Genomic DNA, 17863 nt, shown 5'->3' with positions numbered 1-17863 from the left:
GGAAGCACAGGTAATGAGCGTGGTTCTGGATGTCGTCTACATCGCGCTGATGTGCTTTCTCATCGTGCTGATCTTCCGGTTGGTCATGGACTACGTCTTCCAGTTCGCCCGCTCGTGGCAACCCGGCAAGGCGATGGTGGTCGTTCTGGAGGCCACCTACACTGTCACTGATCCACCGCTCAAGCTTCTGCGGCGGTTCATTCCGCCGCTGCGTCTCGGGGGCGTGGCGCTCGACCTGTCCTTCTTCGTACTGATGATCATCGTCTACATCCTGATCTCCGTCGTGAGCCGGCTGTGAACGATACGGTCTTGCCGAATGCCGACGACTACGTTGAGGTGAAGAGATGCCGTTGACCCCCGAGGACGTGCGGAACAAGCAGTTCACGACCGTCCGCCTCCGAGAAGGCTATGACGAGGACGAGGTCGATGCCTTCCTCGATGAGGTCGAAGCCGAACTGACCCGCCTGCTCCGCGAGAACGAGGACCTGCGCGCCAAGTTGGCCGCAGCCACGCGCGCTGCTGCCCAGAACCAGCAGAACATGCGCAAGCCCCCGGAGCAGCAGGACCAGCAGCAGGGCATGCCCCAGCAAGGGATGTCCCAGCAGGGCATGCCGCAGCAAGGGATGCCGCAGCAGGGCATGCCCCAGCAGGGGATGCCGCAGCAAGGGATGCCGCAGCAGGGCATGCGTGGGCCCGGTGGCCCGGTGCCGGCCGGAATATCTGGCCCCCCGCAGCAGCAGATGGGCGGCCCCATGGGCGGCCCGCCCCAGCTGCCGAGCGGTGCGCCGCAGCTGCCTGCCGGTCCCAGCGGCCAGGGTGGCCCCCAGGGTCAGGGCCCGATGGGTCAGGGTCCGATGGGCCAGGGCCCCATGGGCGGTCAGCAGCCCATGCAGCAGCAGATGGGCGGCCCGATGGGTGGCCCCATGGGCGGTCCGATGGGCGGCCCCGGTCAGGGCCCCGGTGGCGACAGCGCCGCCCGTGTCCTCTCGCTGGCCCAGCAGACCGCCGACCAGGCGATCGCCGAGGCCCGTTCCGAGGCCAACAAGATCGTCGGCGAGGCGCGTTCGCGTGCCGAGGGTCTTGAGCGTGACGCCCGTGCCAAGGCCGACGCCCTGGAGCGGGACGCGCAGGAGAAGCACCGCGTCGCGATGGGCTCCCTGGAGTCCGCCCGCGCCACGCTGGAGCGCAAGGTCGAGGACCTGCGCGGCTTCGAGCGCGAGTACCGCACGCGCCTGAAGTCCTACCTGGAGTCGCAGCTGCGTCAGTTGGAGACCCAGGCGGACGACTCGCTGGCCCCGCCGCGTGCCCCCGCGGCCGCGTCGCTGCCGCCGTCCCCGGCGCCCTCCATGGCACCGGCCGGCGCGAGCGCCCCGTCCTACGGCGGCAACCAGGGTATGGGCGGTGGCCCGGCTCCGGCCCCGCCGTCCTACGGCGGCCAGCAGCAGATGTCCCCGGCGATGACCCAGCCGATGGCGCCGGTACGGCCGCAGGGCCCGTCGCCGATGGGCCAGGCTCCCTCGCCGATGCGCGGCTTCCTGATCGACGAGGACGACAACTGACGGCCAGTAGTACGCCTTAGGCGTCGGCAGCGTTCAAAGGGCGGGACCCCGGATTTCGATCCGGGGTCCCGCCCTTTTGCGCGGGTCGGGGTGGTCGACGGGTACGGGCGCTCCACGTCCTGGACGTGCCCGCCGGCCTCAGGGGGAACCGGCCTCGCGGCCGGGTCGGGGCACACGGAAGGCCCGGCCCCTCGTGAGGACCGGGCCTTCGCGACCGGTGCCTACACCTTGCGCAGGCGGAACGTCAGGGACAGGCCCTCGTCCGTGAACGGGGCGCCGTAGGTGTCGTCCGCCTCGCCCTGGGCGAAGTCGGTGGCGAGAACCTCGTCGGCGATGAGGCCCGCGTGTTCGCCCAGTGCCGCGATGACCGCCGGGTCCGTGGAGGTCCAGCGCAGGGCGATGCGGTCGGCCACGTCGAGGCCGCTGTTCTTGCGGGTCTCCTGGATCAGACGGATCGCGTCACGGGCCAGGCCCGCCTGACGCAGTGCCTCCGTGATCTCCAGGTCCAGGGCCACCGTGGCGCCCGAGTCGGACGCCACCGACCAGCCCTCGCGCGGGGTTTCCGTGATGATCACCTCGTCCGGAGCGAGGGTGATCGTCTCGCCGTCGACCTCCACCGACGCCGTGCCCTCGCGCAGCGCCAGGGACAGGGCGGCGGCGTCCGCGTGGGCGACGGCCTTCGCCACGTCCTGGACGCGCTTGCCGAAGCGCTTGCCGAGGGCGCGGAAGTTGGCCTTGGCCGTCGTGTCGACCAGCGAGCCGCCCACCTCGGACAGGGACGCCAGGGACTCGACGTTCAGCTCCTCGGTGATCTGCGCGTGCAGCTCGGGGGTGAGGGACTCGAAGCCCGCCACCGCCACCAGCGCGCGCCGCAGGGGCTGGCGGGTCTTGACGCCCGACTCCGCGCGCGTGGCACGGCCCAGCTCCACCAGCCGGCGGACCAGGACCATCTGCTTCGACAGCTCCGGGTCGATGGCGGACAGGTCCGCCTCCGGCCAGGACGCCAGGTGCACCGACTCCGGGGCGCCGGGCGTGACCGGCACGACCAGGTCCTGCCAGACCCGCTCGGTGATGAACGGGGTCAGCGGGGCCATCAGCTTGGTGACGGTCTCGACGACCTCGTGCAGGGTGCGCAGCGCCGCCTTGTCGCCCTGCCAGAAGCGGCGACGGGAGCGGCGTACGTACCAGTTGGACAGGTCGTCGACGAACGCCGAGAGGAGCTTGCCGGCCCGCTGGGTGTCGTACGCCTCCAGCGACTGCGTCACCTGGTCGGTGAGGGCGTGGAGTTCGGACAGCAGCCAGCGGTCGAGGACCGGGCGGTCCGCCGGGGTCGGGTCGGCCTCGCTGGGCGCCCAGTCGGACGTGCGGGCGTACAGCGCCTGGAAGGCGACCGTGTTCCAGTACGTGAGGAGCGTCTTGCGGACGACCTCCTGGATGGTGCCGTGACCGACCCGGCGGGCTGCCCACGGGGAGCCGCCGGCCGCCATGAACCAGCGGACCGCGTCGGCGCCGTGCTGGTCCATCAGCGGGATCGGGTCCAGGGTGTTGCCCAGGTGCTTGGACATCTTGCGGCCGTCCTCGGCCAGGATGTGGCCCAGGCACACGACGTTCTCGTACGACGACTTGTCGAAGACCAGGGTGCCGACGGCCATCAGCGTGTAGAACCAGCCGCGGGTCTGGTCGATGGCCTCGCTGATGAACTGCGCCGGGTAGCGGGACTCGAAGAGTTCCTTGTTCCGGTGCGGGTAGCCCCACTGCGCGAACGGCATCGAACCCGAGTCGTACCAGGCGTCGATGACCTCCGGCACGCGGGTGGCCCGCTGTTCGCACTGCGGGCAGGCGAACGTGACGGCGTCGATGAACGGGCGGTGCGGGTCGAGCCCGGACTGGTCCGTGCCGGTCAGCTCGGAGAGTTCCGCGCGGGAGCCGACGACGGTGAGGTGGTCGTCCTCGCAGCGCCAGATCGGCAGCGGGGTGCCCCAGTAGCGGTTGCGGGACAGCGCCCAGTCGATGTTGTTGTTCAGCCAGTCGCCGTACCGGCCGTGCTTGACCGAGTCCGGGAACCAGTTGGTGTTCTCGTTCTCCTGGAGGAGGCGGTCCTTGACGGCCGTGGTGCGGATGTACCAGGAAGGCTGCGCGTAGTAGAGGAGCGCGGTGTGGCAGCGCCAGCAGTGCGGGTAGCTGTGCTCGTACGGGATGTGCTTGAAGAGGAGGCCACGCTGCTGGAGATCCTCGGTGAGCTTTTCGTCCGCCTTCTTGAAGAAGACGCCGCCCACGAGGGGGACGTCCTCCTCGAAGGTGCCGTCCGGGCGGACGGGGTTCACGACCGGAAGGCCGTAGGCGCGGCAGACCTTGAGGTCCTCCTCACCGAAGGCGGGGGACTGGTGGACCAGGCCCGTACCGTCCTCGGTCGTCACGTACTCGGCGTTCACCACGTAGTGGGCGGGCTCCGGGAACGGGACGAGCTCGAAGGGGCGCCGGTACGTCCAGCGCTCCATCTCGGCGCCGGTGAAGGTCTGTCCGGTGGTCTCCCAGCCCTCGCCGAGCGCCTTCTCCACGAGCGGTGCGGCGACGACGAGCTTCTCCGTGCCCTCCGGGTTCGTCGCGACCACGTAGGTGACCTCGGGGTGCGCGGCGACCGCGGTGTTGGAGACCAGGGTCCAGGGGGTCGTCGTCCACACCAGGAGGGCGGCCTCACCGGCGAGCGGGCCGGAGGTGAGCGGGAAACGGACGTACACGGACGGGTCCACGACCGTCTCGTAGCCCTGCGCCAGCTCGTGGTCGGACAGGCCGGTGCCGCAGCGGGGGCACCAGGGGGCGACGCGGTGGTCCTGGACCAGCAGGCCCTTGTCGAAGATCTCCTTGAGGGACCACCAGACCGACTCGATGTAGTCCGGGTCCATCGTGCGGTACGCGTCGTCGAGGTCGACCCAGTAGCCCATGCGGGTCGTCAGGTCGGTGAAGGCGTCGGTGTGGCGGGTCACGGAGTCGCGGCACCTGGCGTTGAACTCGGCGATGCCGTACGCCTCGATGTCCTGCTTGCCGTTGAAGCCGAGTTCCTTCTCCACCGCCAGCTCCACGGGCAGGCCGTGGCAGTCCCAGCCGGCCTTGCGGGCCACGTGGTAGCCGCGCATGGTGCGGAAGCGGGGGAAGACGTCCTTGAAGACGCGCGCCTCGATGTGGTGGGCGCCGGGCATGCCGTTGGCGGTGGGCGGGCCCTCGTAGAACACCCACTCGGGGCGGCCCTCGGACTGCTCCAGGGTCTTGGCGAAGATCTTCTGCTCGCGCCAGAAGTCGAGCACGGTGTGCTCCAGCGCGGGCAGGTCGACCTGGGCGGGGACCTGGCGATACGTCGGCGTTGTCATCAGCGGGCTTCCTCCGGCGGACTTGCTGCCTTCCGTCCGGAGGGACGAGAGCTGTGTCATTCCTGCGCCGCCTTCGGCGCGCTCCCGCGGTACCACCCTCCTTGGCCCTCCGGTGCGCCGAACGCGCCGGTGAGCCCCCTCATTGGGGTCGCGATGCCGGGTCTACCGGCCGCGGCTGGTGGGCTGCGGCGTTCTTCCGGCGGCTCCGGGGTGATCTTCACGTCGCGCTCGCCCCCGGGCTTCCACCGTCCCCGGGTCGCTCTGGGCTGCGTACGTCGCTACTCGTCCCCATCCAAGCTTTTCGCTGCGGCCAGTGTACGGCGCCGCGAGGACAACGGCCGACCGGTTTTCCGGGGGCCGCCGGCGGAGGCTCGGCGAGGGCCGGGATGACCCGAATGGCGAGGTGCGTGTGTTCGCATCCCGGGACGCCCGGCTCGGCGGATTACCCGGCGGGGAGCTGGGCACAACGCATGCAGGTTTGCCGAGCGGCGTCCGCGAGGTGGGCGAATCGGGCGGTGTGCCCCGTTGCCGTGGGACTCAAGTCGATTTATCGTCCCAGCACGATTCGCGTGCAAGATCACAATATGTGAAGGGGCCGCGGCCATGGTGGCGAAGAAGACCGCCGTACAGCAGTCGGCGTCCGGGTCCACGGGTGCCTCCGGCGGTGCGGCCAAGGACGTCGGCGGGAAGAAGAGCACGCAGGGGGGCACGGCCGAGCAGGAGGCCAAGGCCGTGAAGGCGCTGGGGGCGGCGGCGAAGAAGACCGCCGGGAAGAAGGTGGCGGCCGGGGAGGCGGTCGCCAAGAAGGCGGCCAAGAAGAGCGCGGCGAAGAAGGCCGTCGCCCGGAAGAGCTCCGCCACGAAGAACGCCCCGGTGAAGAGCGCGGCCAGGACGACCGCGACCGGGACGACCGCGGCCAAGAAGAGCACGGCCAAGAAGAGCACGGTCAAGAAGGCGGGCGCGGCGCAGGCCGCGGAGCAGACGGGAGCCACGACGGTGGTTGCGAAGAAGACCCCTGGCACGGCCACGGCGGCGAAGACCGCGGTCCCCAAGGCGCGGTTCGCCGGAACGGAGCCCGGCGAGCTCGCGGTGCGCCCCGGCGAGGACCCCTGGACGCCGGAGGAGGTCGAGGAAGCGCGGGCCGAGCTGACCTCCGAGTCGACCCGGCTGCGCGACGAGATCACCTCCTCCGAGCAGTCCCTCGCGGGCCTGATGCGGGACTCCGGGGACGGCGCGGGCGACGACCAGGCAGACACCGGGACCAAGAACATCACGCGTGAGAGCGAGATGGCCCTGGCGGCCAACGCGCGCGAGATGCTCGTCCAGACCGAGCGCGCGCTCGGGCGGCTGGACGCGGGCACCTACGGCCTGTGCGAGAACTGCGGCAACCCCATCGGCAAGGCCCGTATGCAGGCCTTCCCGCGGGCCACCCTGTGCGTGGAGTGCAAGCAGAAGCAGGAACGCCGGTACTGATCGCCTGGGTGCCGGGGGGCGTGTCGTACCCTCGTCCTCAGTCAGGTACCTAGGTTGAGGGACTCACGTGGCAGAGGCGGAGCGCATCATCGGTACGCCGGATACCCCAGAGGCGGCGGGAGGCGGGCCGGAGCGATCCGACGCGGCGGCGCCCGCGGGCGCCGCCGAGACGGAGCGGCCCCGGGGCAGGCGGCGGATCGCGGTGCTGTTCTCCGTCGCGATCTTCGCGTACGCCCTCGACCTGATCAGCAAGATGATCGTGGTCGCCAAGCTGGAGCACCACGCGCCGATCGAGATCATCGGGGACTGGCTGAAGTTCGAGGCCATCCGCAACGCGGGCGCGGCCTTCGGCTTCGGCGAGGCCTTCACCGTGATCTTCACGGTGATCGCGGCGGCCGTGATCGTGGTCATCGCCCGCCTCGCCCGCAAGCTCTACAGCCTGCCCTGGGCGATCGCGCTGGGCCTGCTGCTCGGTGGTGCGCTCGGCAACCTCACCGACCGGATCTTCCGGTCGCCGGGAGTCTTCGAGGGCGCGGTCGTCGACTTCATCGCGCCGAAGCACTTCGCGGTCTTCAACCTGGCCGACTCGGCGATCGTGTGCGGCGGCATCCTGATCGTGCTGCTCTCCTTCAAGGGGCTCGACCCGGACGGCACCGTCCACAAGGACTGAGCAGCAACGTCCACGAGGGCCGGGCCCCCGGACTCTCGTACGAGAGTGTCGGACCCGTCCGGCATACTCGACGGGTGAGCACCGTTCCCGAGATCCGTAACCTGCCCGTGCCCGACGGCCTGGAGGGCGAGCGTGTCGACGCCGCCATCTCCCGCATGTTCGGCTTCTCCCGTACGAAGGCGGCCGAGCTCGCCGCCGCGGGGAAGGTCACGGTCGACGGGTCGGTGGTCGGGAAGTCGGAGCGGGTGCACGGCGGTGCCTGGATGGAGGTCGAGATGCCGCAGGCGCCCGCGCCCGTGCAGATCGTCGCCGAGCCGGTCGAGGGCATGGAGATCGTCCACGACGACGATGACGTGGTCGTGATCGTCAAGCCGGTCGGCGTCGCCGCCCACCCCTCGCCCGGCTGGACCGGACCGACGGTCATCGGCGGGCTCGCCGCCGCCGGGTACCGCATCTCCACCTCGGGCGCCGCCGAGCGCCAGGGCATCGTGCACCGCCTCGACGTGGGCACCTCCGGCCTGATGGTGGTGGCGAAGTCGGAGTACGCGTACACCTCGCTCAAGCGCCAGTTCAAGGAGCGCACGGTCGACAAGCGCTACCACACGCTCGTCCAGGGCCACCCGGACCCGACCAGCGGCACCATCGACGCGCCCATCGGCCGGCACCCGAACCACGACTACAAGTGGGCGGTCACCGCCGAGGGCAAGCCGTCCGTCACGCACTACGACCTCATCGAGGCGTTCCGCGCGGCCTCCCTGCTCGACGTGAAGCTGGAGACCGGCCGCACCCACCAGATCCGCGTCCACATGGCCGCCCACCGGCACCCGTGCGTCGGCGACCTGACGTACGGCGCCGACCCCACGCTCTCCAAGCGGCTCGGCCTGACCCGCCAGTGGCTGCACGCCGTCCGGCTGGGTTTCGAGCACCCCGGGGACGGCCGGTGGGTCGAGTTCGAGTGCGGCTACCCGGACGACCTCCAGCAGGCGCTGGACCAGGTTCGCGAGGAGACCTACGCATGACCTCGGCCTACGTCGTGCGGGTCGCCGAGGACCCCGCCGACCGTGAGGCGTGCTTCGCGGTCCGCAAGGAGGTCTTCGTCGCCGAACAGGGCGTCCCCGCGGAGATCGAGTACGACGAACACGACGCCGGCGCCGTGCACGTGCTGGCGGTCCGGGAGGACGGCACACCGCTCGGGACCGGGCGGCTGCTGTCCGGCGAGGCGGCCGCGGCCAGGACCGACGGCGACCCGGCGGTGGGTTCGCTGGGCCGGCTCGCCGTGACCAGGGACGCGCGGGGGCTGGGCATCGGCGCCGCGCTCGTCCGGGCCGTGGAGGACGCGGCCCGCGCGCGGGGGCTCGCCGCGGTGGACCTGCACGCGCAGACGCAGGCGCTGGGGTTCTACGAGCGCCTCGGGTACGTGGCGTACGGAGCGGAGTTCTCGGACGCCGGGATGCCGCACCGGTCGATGCGGCGCGTGCTGTAGCCGTCTGCCCCGGCCGGGGCGGCGAACGGGTCGCTGTCCATGGCGGCGTGGCAGGCTTGAGGCCTGTTGTGTGATCGTCGAGACCACCCGGAGCACCGACCGTGGATCAGTTGGCCCTACTGTTCGTGCTGCTGCTCGGGGCCGTGGTGAGCGTCCCGGTCGGAGACCGGCTCGGGCTGCCGGCGCCGGTACTGATGACCCTGCTGGGGATAGTCCTCGCGCTGCTCGACTTCGTGCCGAACGTCACCATCCCGCCGGACCTCATCCTGCCCCTGCTGTTGCCGCCGCTGCTGTACGCGGCCGTACGGCGCACCTCCTGGCGCCAGTTCACCGCCAACATCCGGCCGATCTTCCTGCTGGCCGTGGCCCTGGTGTTCGTCACCACACTGTGTGTGGCCGCCGTCGCCCACACCATCGTGCCGGGGCTGCCGATCGCCGCCGCCGTGGCGCTCGGCGCACTGGTCGCGCCGCCCGACCCGGTCGCCGCGACCGCCGTCGCGGGCCAACTCGGGCTGCCGCGCCGACTGGTGTCCATCCTGGAGGGCGAGGGGCTCTTCAACGACGTGACGGCCATCGTGCTCTACCACGTGGCCATCGCCGCGGCCGTGAGCGGCACCTTCTCGCCGTGGCGGGCGGGGCTCGACCTGGTGCTGTCCGCCGTGGTGGCGGTGGCCGTGGGCGTGGTGCTGGGGTGGGGCGCCAACAAGCTGATGGACCTGCTCGGGGACGCCACCCTGCAGATCGGGATGACGCTGCTGGTGCCGTACGCCTCGTACGTCCTGGCCGAGGAGTTCCACGGGTCCGGGGTGCTCGCCGTGCTCACCACCGCGCTGTTCCTCGCCGAGTACGCCAGCGACCCCGACGACGTGCTGACCCGGCTCGCCGGGCACACCTTCTGGGACATCGTCGACACGCTGGTCACCGGGGTGGCCTTCGGACTGATCGGCCTCGAACTGCACAACGCGATCCGGACGGCGTCCGGACGGTGGGGCGAGATGCTCGGCTGGGCGGCGGCGATCGTCGGTGTCGTCGTGGCCGTACGGCTGCTGTGGCTGTTGCCGGCGACCTGGCTCACCAAGCGGCTGCACGCGAGACGGGACCACGACGAGGACATCCCGATGAGTGTGCGGGAGACCGTCGTCATGTGGTGGTCGGGGATGCGGGGGGTGGCGTCCGTGGCGCTGGCGCTGGCCATCCCCCTGAAGACCGACGACGGTTCGGCCTTTCCCGACCGGGACGAGATCGTGTTCATCGCGTTCGGGGTGATCATGGCGACGCTGGTGTTGCAGGGACTGACCCTGCCGTGGCTGGTCAAGCGGCTCGGGGTGCAGGCGGACACCGACCGGGAGAAGGAGTTCGAGAAGGCGTTGGCCGTGCGGGCGGCGAAGGCGGCGAAGGCGCGGCTGCGGGAGATCGAGGCCGCGGAGGAGCTGCCGGAGGAACTGTCCGAGCAGATGCTGCGGCGGGCCTACGACATCGGGCTCCGGATCAGTCCGGACCTGGGGGAGGACGAGCGGCGGGAGGCGCACGAGAAGCGGGCCCGGCGGCTGAAGCGGCTGCGGCGGATCCAGGGGGAGATGCTGAGCGCGGCTCGGCACGAGGTGATGTCCGCGCGGAGTGAGCCGGGGGCGGATCCGGAGATCGTGGACCGGGTGCTGCGCCATCTCGATGTGCGGAGCTTGCGGTGAGGTGAGGTGAGGTGGGTTGGGCGCGGGCCTGTGGGGGGTTCCGTGAGGAGTTTCCCACCCGCGCACCTCCCGTCTCGGCCGGTGGAAAGGGCGGGCTCTCCTGTGGGGGTGCCACGCCGTTGGAGGCTTTCCCTGGTGCGTGATCTCTGTATGGCGGGGCCGTGAACGCCGCTTAGTGTTCCGGGACCCGTTTGTAGGGTGGCTGCCATGGCACGCAACGTTGTGATCAGTGGTGGCGGTACGGGGATCGGGCTCGCCGCGGCTCGGGCCTTCGCGGAGGGCGGGGACCGGGTGCTGTTGCTCGGGCGGCGGGGCGAGGTGTTGGCGAAGGCCGGGGTACCGGGGGCGCTGACCCACGTCGCCGACCTGGCCGAGCCGGAGAGTGTGCGCGGCGTCGCCCGGTTCGTGGCCGAGGAGTTCGGGACCGTCGACGTACTGATCCACAGCGCCGGCGGCAACGGACAGCTCGAAGGTGCGGTCGGCAGTGCGGACCCGCTCGACCGGGTCGCCCATGACTGGACCGTGAACTTCCGGAGCAACACCCTCACCGCGGCGCTCCTCACGGAGGCTCTCAAGGACCGGCTCGCCGAGCCGGGCGGGAGGGTGCTGTTCCTGGGCTCCATCGCCGCGTACCGCGGTTCGGGCAGTGGGGCCTACGCGGCGGCCAAGGCCGCGTTGCATCCGTACGCCCACGACCTGGCCCGGCAGCTCGGGCCGCGCGGGATCACCGTCAACGTCGTCGCGCCCGGCTACGTCGAGGACACCGGGTTCTTCGGCGGCCCCATCGAGGAGGCGCGGCGCGAGCGGCTCGTCGGCGAGACCTCGACCGGGCGTCCGGGGATCCCCGGCGACGTCGCCGCGACCCTGCACTGGCTCGCCTCCCCGGCGGCCGGCCACGTCACCTCCCAGGTGATCCAGGTCAACGGGGGCGCGGAGCGCGGCCACTGAGGGCGACCGTCGGTGTCAGCCGCCCGCCCGCGGGGGCTCGTGGCTGCGGCTCGCGGCCACGCCGTCGCGGGAGACGTCGTCCCGGGTGAGATGGCCGTTGGTGCCGTTGGTGCGGTTGGGGGGCAGGGACGCGTCCGCCGTGTTGACCCGGGGGAGGGCGTAGGGGTGTTCCGTGGCCAGCCAGCGGATCATGCCCTCGCGGACCTTCACACGGACCGTCCAGATGTCGTCGGCGTCCTTGGCGGTCACCAGGGCCCGCACCTGGATGGTGTTCGGGGTGGAGTCGGTGACGTCCAGCCCGTAGGCGCGGCCGTCCCAGGCCGGGCACTCCCGCAGCAGGTCCCGGAGCTTGTCGCGCATCGCGTCCGTCGGGGCGCTGTGGTCGACGTGCCAGTAGACGATGCCGGTCATCTGGGGCGTGCCGCGCGACCAGTTCTCGAAGGGCTTGGAGGTGAAGTACGAGACGGGCATGGTGATCCGGCGCTCGTCCCAGGTCCGGACGGTCAGGAACGTCAGCGTGATCTCCTCGACGGTGCCCCACTCGCCGTCGACCACGACCGTGTCGCCGATGCGCACCATGTCGCCGAACGCGATCTGCAGCCCCGCGAACATGTTGCTCAGCGTGGACTGGGCGGCGACACCGGCGACGATGCCGAGGATTCCGGCCGAGGCCAGCAGCGAGGCGCCGGCCGCGCGCATCGCCGGGAAGGTCAGCAGCATCGCCGACACCGCCACCACACCGACGACCGCGGCGACCACCCGCATGATCAGCGTCACCTGGGTCCGCACCCGCCGGACCCGGGCCGGATCACGGTGCACGCGCGCGTACCGGGAGTACGACGTCTCCACTATCGCGGAGGCGATCCGGATCACCAGCCACGCGGCGGCTCCGATCAGCACCAGCGTGAGCGTCCGGCCGATGCCGGAACTGTGCCTCTCCAGCAGCTTCGCCTGGTCGTAGGAGCCTCTCAGCAGGGCCGCGCAGATCACGAGTTGGTAGGGGATGCGGCCGCGGCGCAGCAGACCCCACAGGGGGGTCTCGTGATGCCGCGCGTCGGCCTTGCGCAGCAGCAGGTCGGTGGCCCAGCCGATGAGCAGCGTGAGCACGACCGAGCCGCCGACGACGATCAGGGGGCGGAGCAGGTTCTCCATGTCCTCGAACGTAACCGGCCCCGGGCACACATGAACATGTGACTTCGCGCTCAAGGTGGGTACGGGCGCTTGCCCGGGCCGGGTGCACCGCCCCTGAACTGCGTTGTCGTACCCGGCTGGCACCATGTCCTCATGAACATCGTGCTCTTTCACTCGACCTTCGGTCCCCGGCCCGCGGTGCGCGCGGCGGCGGACCGGCTGCGTGCCGCCGGGCACGAGGTGTGGACGCCCGACCTCTTCGAGGGCCGTACGTTCGAGACGGTCGAGGAGGGCATGGCCTACAAGGACGGGATCGGCAAGGACGAACTGCTCAGGCGGGCCGTCCTGGCCGCCGCGCCCTACTCCGAGCGCGGGCTGGTCTACGCCGGGTTCTCGCTCGGCGCGTCCATCGCGCAGACCCTCGCGCTCGGCGACGACAAGGCGCGCGGCCTGCTGCTCCTGCACGGCACGTCGGACATCGCGCCGAACGCGACCGTGGACGACCTGCCGGTGCAGCTGCACGTCGCCGAGCCGGACCTGTTCGAGACCGACGACTGGCTGAGCGCCTGGTATCTCCAGATGGGCCGGACGGGCGCGGACGTCGAGGTGTACAGATACGCCGGGGCCGGCCACCTGTACACCGACCCCGGCCTGCCGGACTACGACGAGGAGGCCGCCGAGGCCACCTGGCGGGTGGCGCTCGGCTTCCTCGAGTCCCTGTAGGCGCGGTTCCCGGGCGTGGCCCCTAGACCGGGTCGTACGACCGCTCGACCTTCTGTGTGCCGGTGCGGGTGCGGTAGGAACGGGCCCACGAGGAGGTCGCGTCCGGCCTCGTGCGGTCGGACACCACGTAGTAGTCCATCTGCGCGCGGTCGGCGGTGACGTCCAGGACGCCGTAGCCGTGGCGGTCCGTGTCGACCCAGTGGACGTGCCGGTTGGCGACCTGGATGATCGGCGCGGCCACCGCGGAGACCGTGCCCTCGGGGACCTTCACGAGGTCGTCGAGGTTGTCGGAGGTGACCGAGGTGACGACGAACTCGGTGGCGGCGGAGGCGGACAGCGGGTAGGTACCCGCGTTCACGGGCACGTCGTTGGCCCACGCCATGTGGATGTCGCCGGTGAGGAAGACGGTGTTGCGGATCGCGTGCGCACGCAGATGGGCCAGCAGCTCACGGCGGTCGTCGGTGTAGCCGTCCCACTGGTCGGTGTTGAGGGCGAGGCCCTCCTTGGGCAGGCCGAGCAGCTCGGCGAGCGGCCGCAGCAGCTCCGCGGAGAGCGAGCCGATCGCGAACGGCGAGATCATCACCGAGTTGCCGATCAGCCGCCAGGCGGTGTCGGACGCCGTCAGCCCGGCCTTCAGCCAGTCGAGCTGGGCGCGCCCGGTGAGCGTCCGGTCCGGGTCGTCGACCGAGCCGTTGCCGACGGAGACCTGCTGCGAGCGGAAGGACCGCAGGTCCAGGAGCGAGAGGTCGACCAGCTTGCCGAAGCGCAGCCGCCGGTAGGTGGTGCCCGCGACGGCCGTGCGCACCGGCATCCACTCGAAGTAGGCCTGCTTGGCCGCGGCCTGCCGCGCGGACCAGGCGCCCTCGGCGCCCTCCGTGTGGTTCTCGGCGCCGCCCGACCAGGCGTCGTTGGCGAACTCGTGGTCGTCCCAGATCGCCACGACCGGGGCCGCCGCGTGCAGGGCCTGGAGGTCGGCGTCGGTCTTGTACCGCCCGTGCCGGATGCGGTAGTCGGCCAGCGTGAGGATCTCGTGCGTGGGCGCGTGCTGCCGTACGACGGTGTCACGGGTGCCGTACTCGCCGGTGCCGTACTCGTAGATGTAGTCGCCCAGGTGCAGCCAGGCGTCCAGGTCGCCGCGGGCCGCGAGATGGCGGTACGAGGAGAAGTAGCCGGCCTCCCAGTTGGCGCAGGAGACCACGCCGAAGCGCAGGCCCGCGACGGCCGCGTCGGTGGCGGGGGCGGTGCGGGTCCGGGCCACGGGGGAGTCGGTGCCACCGGCGGAGAAGCCGAACCAGTAGTCGGTGGCGGGCGCCAGGCCGCGGACGTCCGCCTTGACGGTGTGGTCGGAGGCGGCGCCCGCGGTGACGGTGCCCTTGGCGACGATGTTCGTCAGTGCCTTGTCCCGGGCGACGACCCAGTCGACCGGGGTGTCCGGGCCGAGCCCGGAGCCGGGCGTCGCCTCGGCGGTGGGCGTCACCCGGGTCCACAGCAGGACGCCGTCGGGGAGCGGGTCGCCGGAGGCGATGCCGTGCAGGAAGGCGGGGGAGTCCTCCGCGGCCCGGGCGGGCAGCGCGGCGGCCAGCGGACCGGCCAGGACGGCGGTGGCGGCCGCGGCCTTGACGACCGTACGGCGGCGCGGCGACAGGGAGTTGAGACGCTCGGATGATCTGAATCGACTGGTCACGGACGATCAGATTACTGGCGAGTACGGTGAAAGAGCGGGCGAACCCGGAAAGTTCGCCCGCTCTTTCACCGAACGTCGGTTCAGGCCGTCGGTTCAGGCCCGTCGGTTCGGGCTCAGGCCTTCAGGGCCGCCTCGATCGCCGTGTTGAAGTCGGCGACCGTCATCGGCGCGTTCTTGCCGTCGGAGCCGGTCAGCGTCTTGCCGTCCATCTTCAGGGTCGGGGTGCCCTGCACACCGCTGTCGTCGAACTTCGCCGACATCTCCAGCGCCCACTTGTCGTAGGTGCCGTTCTTCACGGCGTTCTGGAACTCGGTGTTGCCCTTCAGCGCGGAGACCGTGTCGGCCACCTTGATCAGGTAGGAGTCGTCCTTGAACTTGTCGTCGGACTCCTCCGGGTGCCACTTCGCCGAGTACAGCGCGGTCTTGTACTCCAGGAAGGCCTCGGGACTGACGTTGAGCGCGGCGCCCAGCGCGCTGAGCGCGTTCTTGGAGCCCTCGCCGCCCAGGCCGCCGTCCAGGAAGGTGGCGCCGACGTACTGGACCTTGTACTTGCCGTCCTCGACGCCCTTGTCGGCGGTCGCGCCGACGGTCTGCTCGAACTGGGCGCAGATCGGGCAGCGCGGGTCCTCGTACATGACCAGGGTCTTCTTGGCGGTGCTCTTGCCGATGACGACGGTGGTGCCGTCGGTGCCCGTGGTGTTGGCCGGCTTGACGAGCTTGTCGTCCTTCGCGGCCTCCCAGTAGCCGGGCTTGTTGCCCTGGACGACCGCGTAGCCGATACCGCCGGCTATCGCCAGCACGGCGACTATGGAGCCGGCGACGATGGCCTGCCGCTTGATCTTGTTGCGCTTGGCCTGGCGCTCGCGCTCCACGCGCAGCCGCTCACGGGCTGCCGTCTTGGCGGCCTGGCTGTTCCGCTTGCTCATGGGTGATCTCCGTAGAGGGACGCGCACACGTCGTGTGCGGGGCGTACGTATGGGGGACTGGTGGTGCTCAGGCGGAGGCGACCGAGCACGGCGGTCCACGCCGTCCCAGGGAGTGCACGAGGATCCGCTCGCGTGCGGTGGCCGTGCGGCGGCCCGGGCGCTGCGGGCGGCCCACGGACGGCGACGGCCGTACCGTCACCGCCGCGACCGCCAGCAGCAGCGGCCGGAAGGTGGTCGCGGTCGCCGCCCGCAGCAGCTGGGCCAGTGCCCGCTCACCGCGGCGCAGCCAGGCGGCCGCGAGAAGGCCGACGCCGAGGTGCGCGCCCAGCAGCAGCCAGGCGGTCGCCGGGTCGGCGTGGGCGAGCAGGCCGCCGAGCCGCTCGGGGTCCGCGCCGGTCACCCGGGCCAGCGGGGCGCCGACACTGGTGCCGTCACCGCACAGCACGTCGAGGCCGACGGAGCGCAGCGGGCCGGCTACCGGGCCGCCCGCGGCGCCGTAACAGACGTGCTGGCCGGTGGTGAACACGGTGTCGGCGGCCAGTTCCAGCGGGATCAGCAGGGCCGCGATCCGGCCGAAGCCGCGCTCGCGGCCGGCCAGCGCGTAGGCGAGGGCGAACACGGCGGCGGCGACCACCGCCACCGTGTTCAGCGGCAGGGGGGCCCGGGACAGCAGGACGTGCGACGCGGTGCTGAGCGTCACGACGAGTGCCGTGAACAGCGCCGCGCGTACGGCTCTGAGCTGGGTCCCGGATATGTCCATAGCGGAGGAGAGTCTGTCACGCGGGCCTGTAAGGGACCCCTAAAGGGTCCCCGTGCGCGGCCGTTCCGTCACAGACCCGGAATCCGGCCGTTGCGGAACAGGTCCACGAAGGTCTGGTGGTCGGCACGCGCGCGTGCGCCGTAACCGTGCGCGAAGTCCACCAGAAGGTCAGCGAAACCGTCCTCGTCGGCGGCGATCGCCGCGTCGATGGCCCGCTCCGTGGAGAAGGGGACCAGGGACTCGCCGGACTGGTCGTCCGCCGCCGCGTGCATGGTGGCGGTGGACCGGCCCAGGTCCGCGACGACCGCGGCGATCTCCTCCGGGTCGTCGATGTCGCCCCAGTCGAGGTCCACGGCGTACGGCGAGACCTCGGCGACCAGCTGGCCGGCGCCGCCCAGCTCGGTCCAGCCGAGCCACGGGTCGGCGTGCGCCTGGAGGGCGCGCTGCGAGATCACCGTGCGGTGGCCCTCGTGCTGGAAGTAGTCGCGGATCGACGGATCCGTGATGTGCCGGGAGACCGCCGGGGTCTGGGCCTGCTTGATGTAGATCACGACATCGTTCTCCAGGGCGTCGCTGTGGCCCTCCAGGAGGATGTTGTACGACGGCAGCCCGGCCGAGCCGATACCGATGCCGCGGCGGCCGACGACGTCCTTCACCCGGTACGAGTCCGGGCGGGCCAGCGAGGTCTCCGGCAGTGTCTCCAGATAGCCGTCGAAGGCGGCGAGGACCTTGTAGCGGGTGGCCGCGTCCAGCTCGATGGAGCCGCCGCCCGGCGCGAAGCGGCGCTCGAAGTCACGGATCTCCGTCATCGAGTCGAGCAGTCCGAAGCGGGTCAGCGAGCGGGCGTCACGCAGCGCGTCCAGCAGCGGGCCCTGGGCGGTGTCCAGGGTGAAGGGCGGCACCTCGTCGCTCTTGGCGCCGGTCGCCAGCGCGTGGATCCGCTCGCGGTACGCGCCCGCGTAGACCTGCACCAGTTCGGTGATCTGCTCGTCGCCGAGGGCCTTCGCGTACCCGATGAGGGCGATCGAGGCGGAGAAGCGCTTGAGGTCCCAGGTGAAGGGGCCGACGTACGCCTCGTCGAAGTCGTTGACGTTGAAGATCAGCCGGCCCTGGGAGTCCATGTACGTGCCGAAGTTCTCCGCGTGCAGGTCGCCGTGGATCCACACGCGCGAGGTGCGCTCGTCCAGGTAGGGGCCGGTCAGTGTCTTCCCGCCGTCCGCCGCCGTGTTCTCGCCGGTCCCGGTGTCCAGGTCGTGGTAGAAGAGGCACGCCGTGCCCCGGTAGAACGCGAAGGCGGAGGCCGCCATCTTCCGGAACTTCACGCGGAACGCGGCCGGATCGGCGGCCAGGAGCTGGCCGAAGGCGGTGTCGAAGACGGCGAGGATCTCCTCGCCGCGGTGCTCGTCGTTGAGCTGCGGAACCGACATCGCTGGGTGCCTCCAGGTACGGGTGG

General features: G+C 71.2%; 15 protein-coding genes. 9 read left to right on the top strand and 6 right to left on the bottom strand.

What is annotated here, in order from left to right; genetic code table 11:
- The first annotated feature begins 13 nt into the window (after positions 1-13).
- Both ACZ5VD_RS24705 and ACZ5VD_RS24700 read left to right on the top strand, forming a co-directional pair.
- Positions 14-298 carry a YggT family protein gene (locus ACZ5VD_RS24705; protein WP_033318070.1) on the top strand — a complete coding sequence of 95 codons (285 nt, stop codon included), beginning with the start codon at positions 14-16 and terminating at the stop codon, positions 296-298.
- A gap of 46 nt (positions 299-344) precedes the next feature.
- A complete protein-coding gene (locus ACZ5VD_RS24700; protein ID WP_468549422.1) occupies positions 345-1559 on the top strand; it encodes a DivIVA domain-containing protein in 1215 nt (404 codons plus the stop codon).
- Positions 1560-1780: 221 nt separating this feature from the next.
- On the opposite strand, the gene ileS is transcribed toward ACZ5VD_RS24700, so the two are convergent.
- Positions 1781-4924 (bottom strand): isoleucine--tRNA ligase, encoded by a 3144-nt coding sequence (gene ileS / locus ACZ5VD_RS24695; RefSeq protein WP_468683304.1) that lies wholly within the window; start codon positions 4922-4924, stop codon positions 1781-1783.
- Positions 4925-5527: 603 nt separating this feature from the next.
- Between ileS and ACZ5VD_RS24690 the strand changes: the two genes are divergently transcribed.
- The 6 genes from ACZ5VD_RS24690 (at position 5528) to ACZ5VD_RS24665 (ending at position 11186) form a co-directional block, all read left to right on the top strand.
- Complete coding sequence (locus ACZ5VD_RS24690; protein ID WP_468683303.1) at positions 5528-6397, top strand: TraR/DksA family transcriptional regulator; 870 nt, start codon at positions 5528-5530, stop codon at positions 6395-6397.
- 67 nt (positions 6398-6464) lie between these two features.
- Positions 6465-7067: a signal peptidase II gene (lspA, locus tag ACZ5VD_RS24685; RefSeq protein WP_468549425.1), complete on the top strand. Its 603-nt coding sequence runs from the start codon at positions 6465-6467 to the stop codon at positions 7065-7067.
- A 74-nt stretch (positions 7068-7141) separates the two neighbouring features.
- Complete coding sequence (locus ACZ5VD_RS24680) at positions 7142-8086, top strand: RluA family pseudouridine synthase (RefSeq protein WP_468549426.1); 945 nt, start codon at positions 7142-7144, stop codon at positions 8084-8086.
- Positions 8083-8550, top strand: coding sequence for a GNAT family N-acetyltransferase (locus ACZ5VD_RS24675; RefSeq protein ID WP_468549427.1), 468 nt, complete (start codon positions 8083-8085; stop codon positions 8548-8550). Before ACZ5VD_RS24680 ends, ACZ5VD_RS24675 begins: the two co-directional genes overlap by 4 nt.
- 101 nt (positions 8551-8651) lie before the next feature.
- Positions 8652-10238, top strand: coding sequence for a Na+/H+ antiporter (locus tag ACZ5VD_RS24670; RefSeq protein ID WP_468549428.1), 1587 nt, complete (start codon positions 8652-8654; stop codon positions 10236-10238).
- Positions 10239-10445: 207 nt separating this feature from the next.
- On the top strand, positions 10446-11186 hold the full coding sequence (locus ACZ5VD_RS24665; RefSeq protein WP_468683302.1) for an SDR family NAD(P)-dependent oxidoreductase: 741 nt from the start codon (positions 10446-10448) through the stop codon (positions 11184-11186).
- A gap of 15 nt (positions 11187-11201) precedes the next feature.
- Here the strand turns inward: ACZ5VD_RS24665 and ACZ5VD_RS24660 are convergent, their stop codons facing one another.
- Positions 11202-12338: a mechanosensitive ion channel family protein gene (locus ACZ5VD_RS24660; RefSeq protein WP_468683301.1), complete on the bottom strand. Its 1137-nt coding sequence runs from the start codon at positions 12336-12338 to the stop codon at positions 11202-11204.
- A 132-nt stretch (positions 12339-12470) separates the two neighbouring features.
- Here ACZ5VD_RS24660 and ACZ5VD_RS24655 point away from each other — a divergent pair, with 132 nt between their 5' ends.
- The gene (locus ACZ5VD_RS24655) at positions 12471-13040 is read left to right on the top strand and encodes a dienelactone hydrolase family protein (RefSeq protein WP_468549431.1); all 570 of its coding nucleotides are present in this window, start codon (positions 12471-12473) and stop codon (positions 13038-13040) included.
- A gap of 22 nt (positions 13041-13062) precedes the next feature.
- On the opposite strand, the gene ACZ5VD_RS24650 is transcribed toward ACZ5VD_RS24655, so the two are convergent.
- From ACZ5VD_RS24650 to ACZ5VD_RS24635, 4 genes are all read right to left on the bottom strand, one after another.
- Complete coding sequence (locus ACZ5VD_RS24650; RefSeq protein WP_468683299.1) at positions 13063-14724, bottom strand: alkaline phosphatase D family protein; 1662 nt, start codon at positions 14722-14724, stop codon at positions 13063-13065.
- Between the two features lie 113 nt (positions 14725-14837).
- Positions 14838-15650, bottom strand: coding sequence for a thioredoxin domain-containing protein (locus tag ACZ5VD_RS24645; protein WP_468549433.1), 813 nt, complete (start codon positions 15648-15650; stop codon positions 14838-14840).
- A gap of 67 nt (positions 15651-15717) precedes the next feature.
- Positions 15718-16410, bottom strand: a complete 693-nt coding sequence (locus ACZ5VD_RS24640; protein WP_468549434.1) for a hypothetical protein — start codon at positions 16408-16410, stop codon at positions 15718-15720.
- Positions 16411-16478: 68 nt separating this feature from the next.
- Complete coding sequence (locus ACZ5VD_RS24635; RefSeq protein ID WP_468549435.1) at positions 16479-17837, bottom strand: DUF2252 domain-containing protein; 1359 nt, start codon at positions 17835-17837, stop codon at positions 16479-16481.
- Positions 17838-17863: the final 26 nt, after the last annotated feature.

The sequence above is a fragment of the Streptomyces sp. NPDC032822 genome (assembly GCF_055578825.1).
This window is presented reverse-complemented; position numbering and strand designations above follow the sequence as displayed.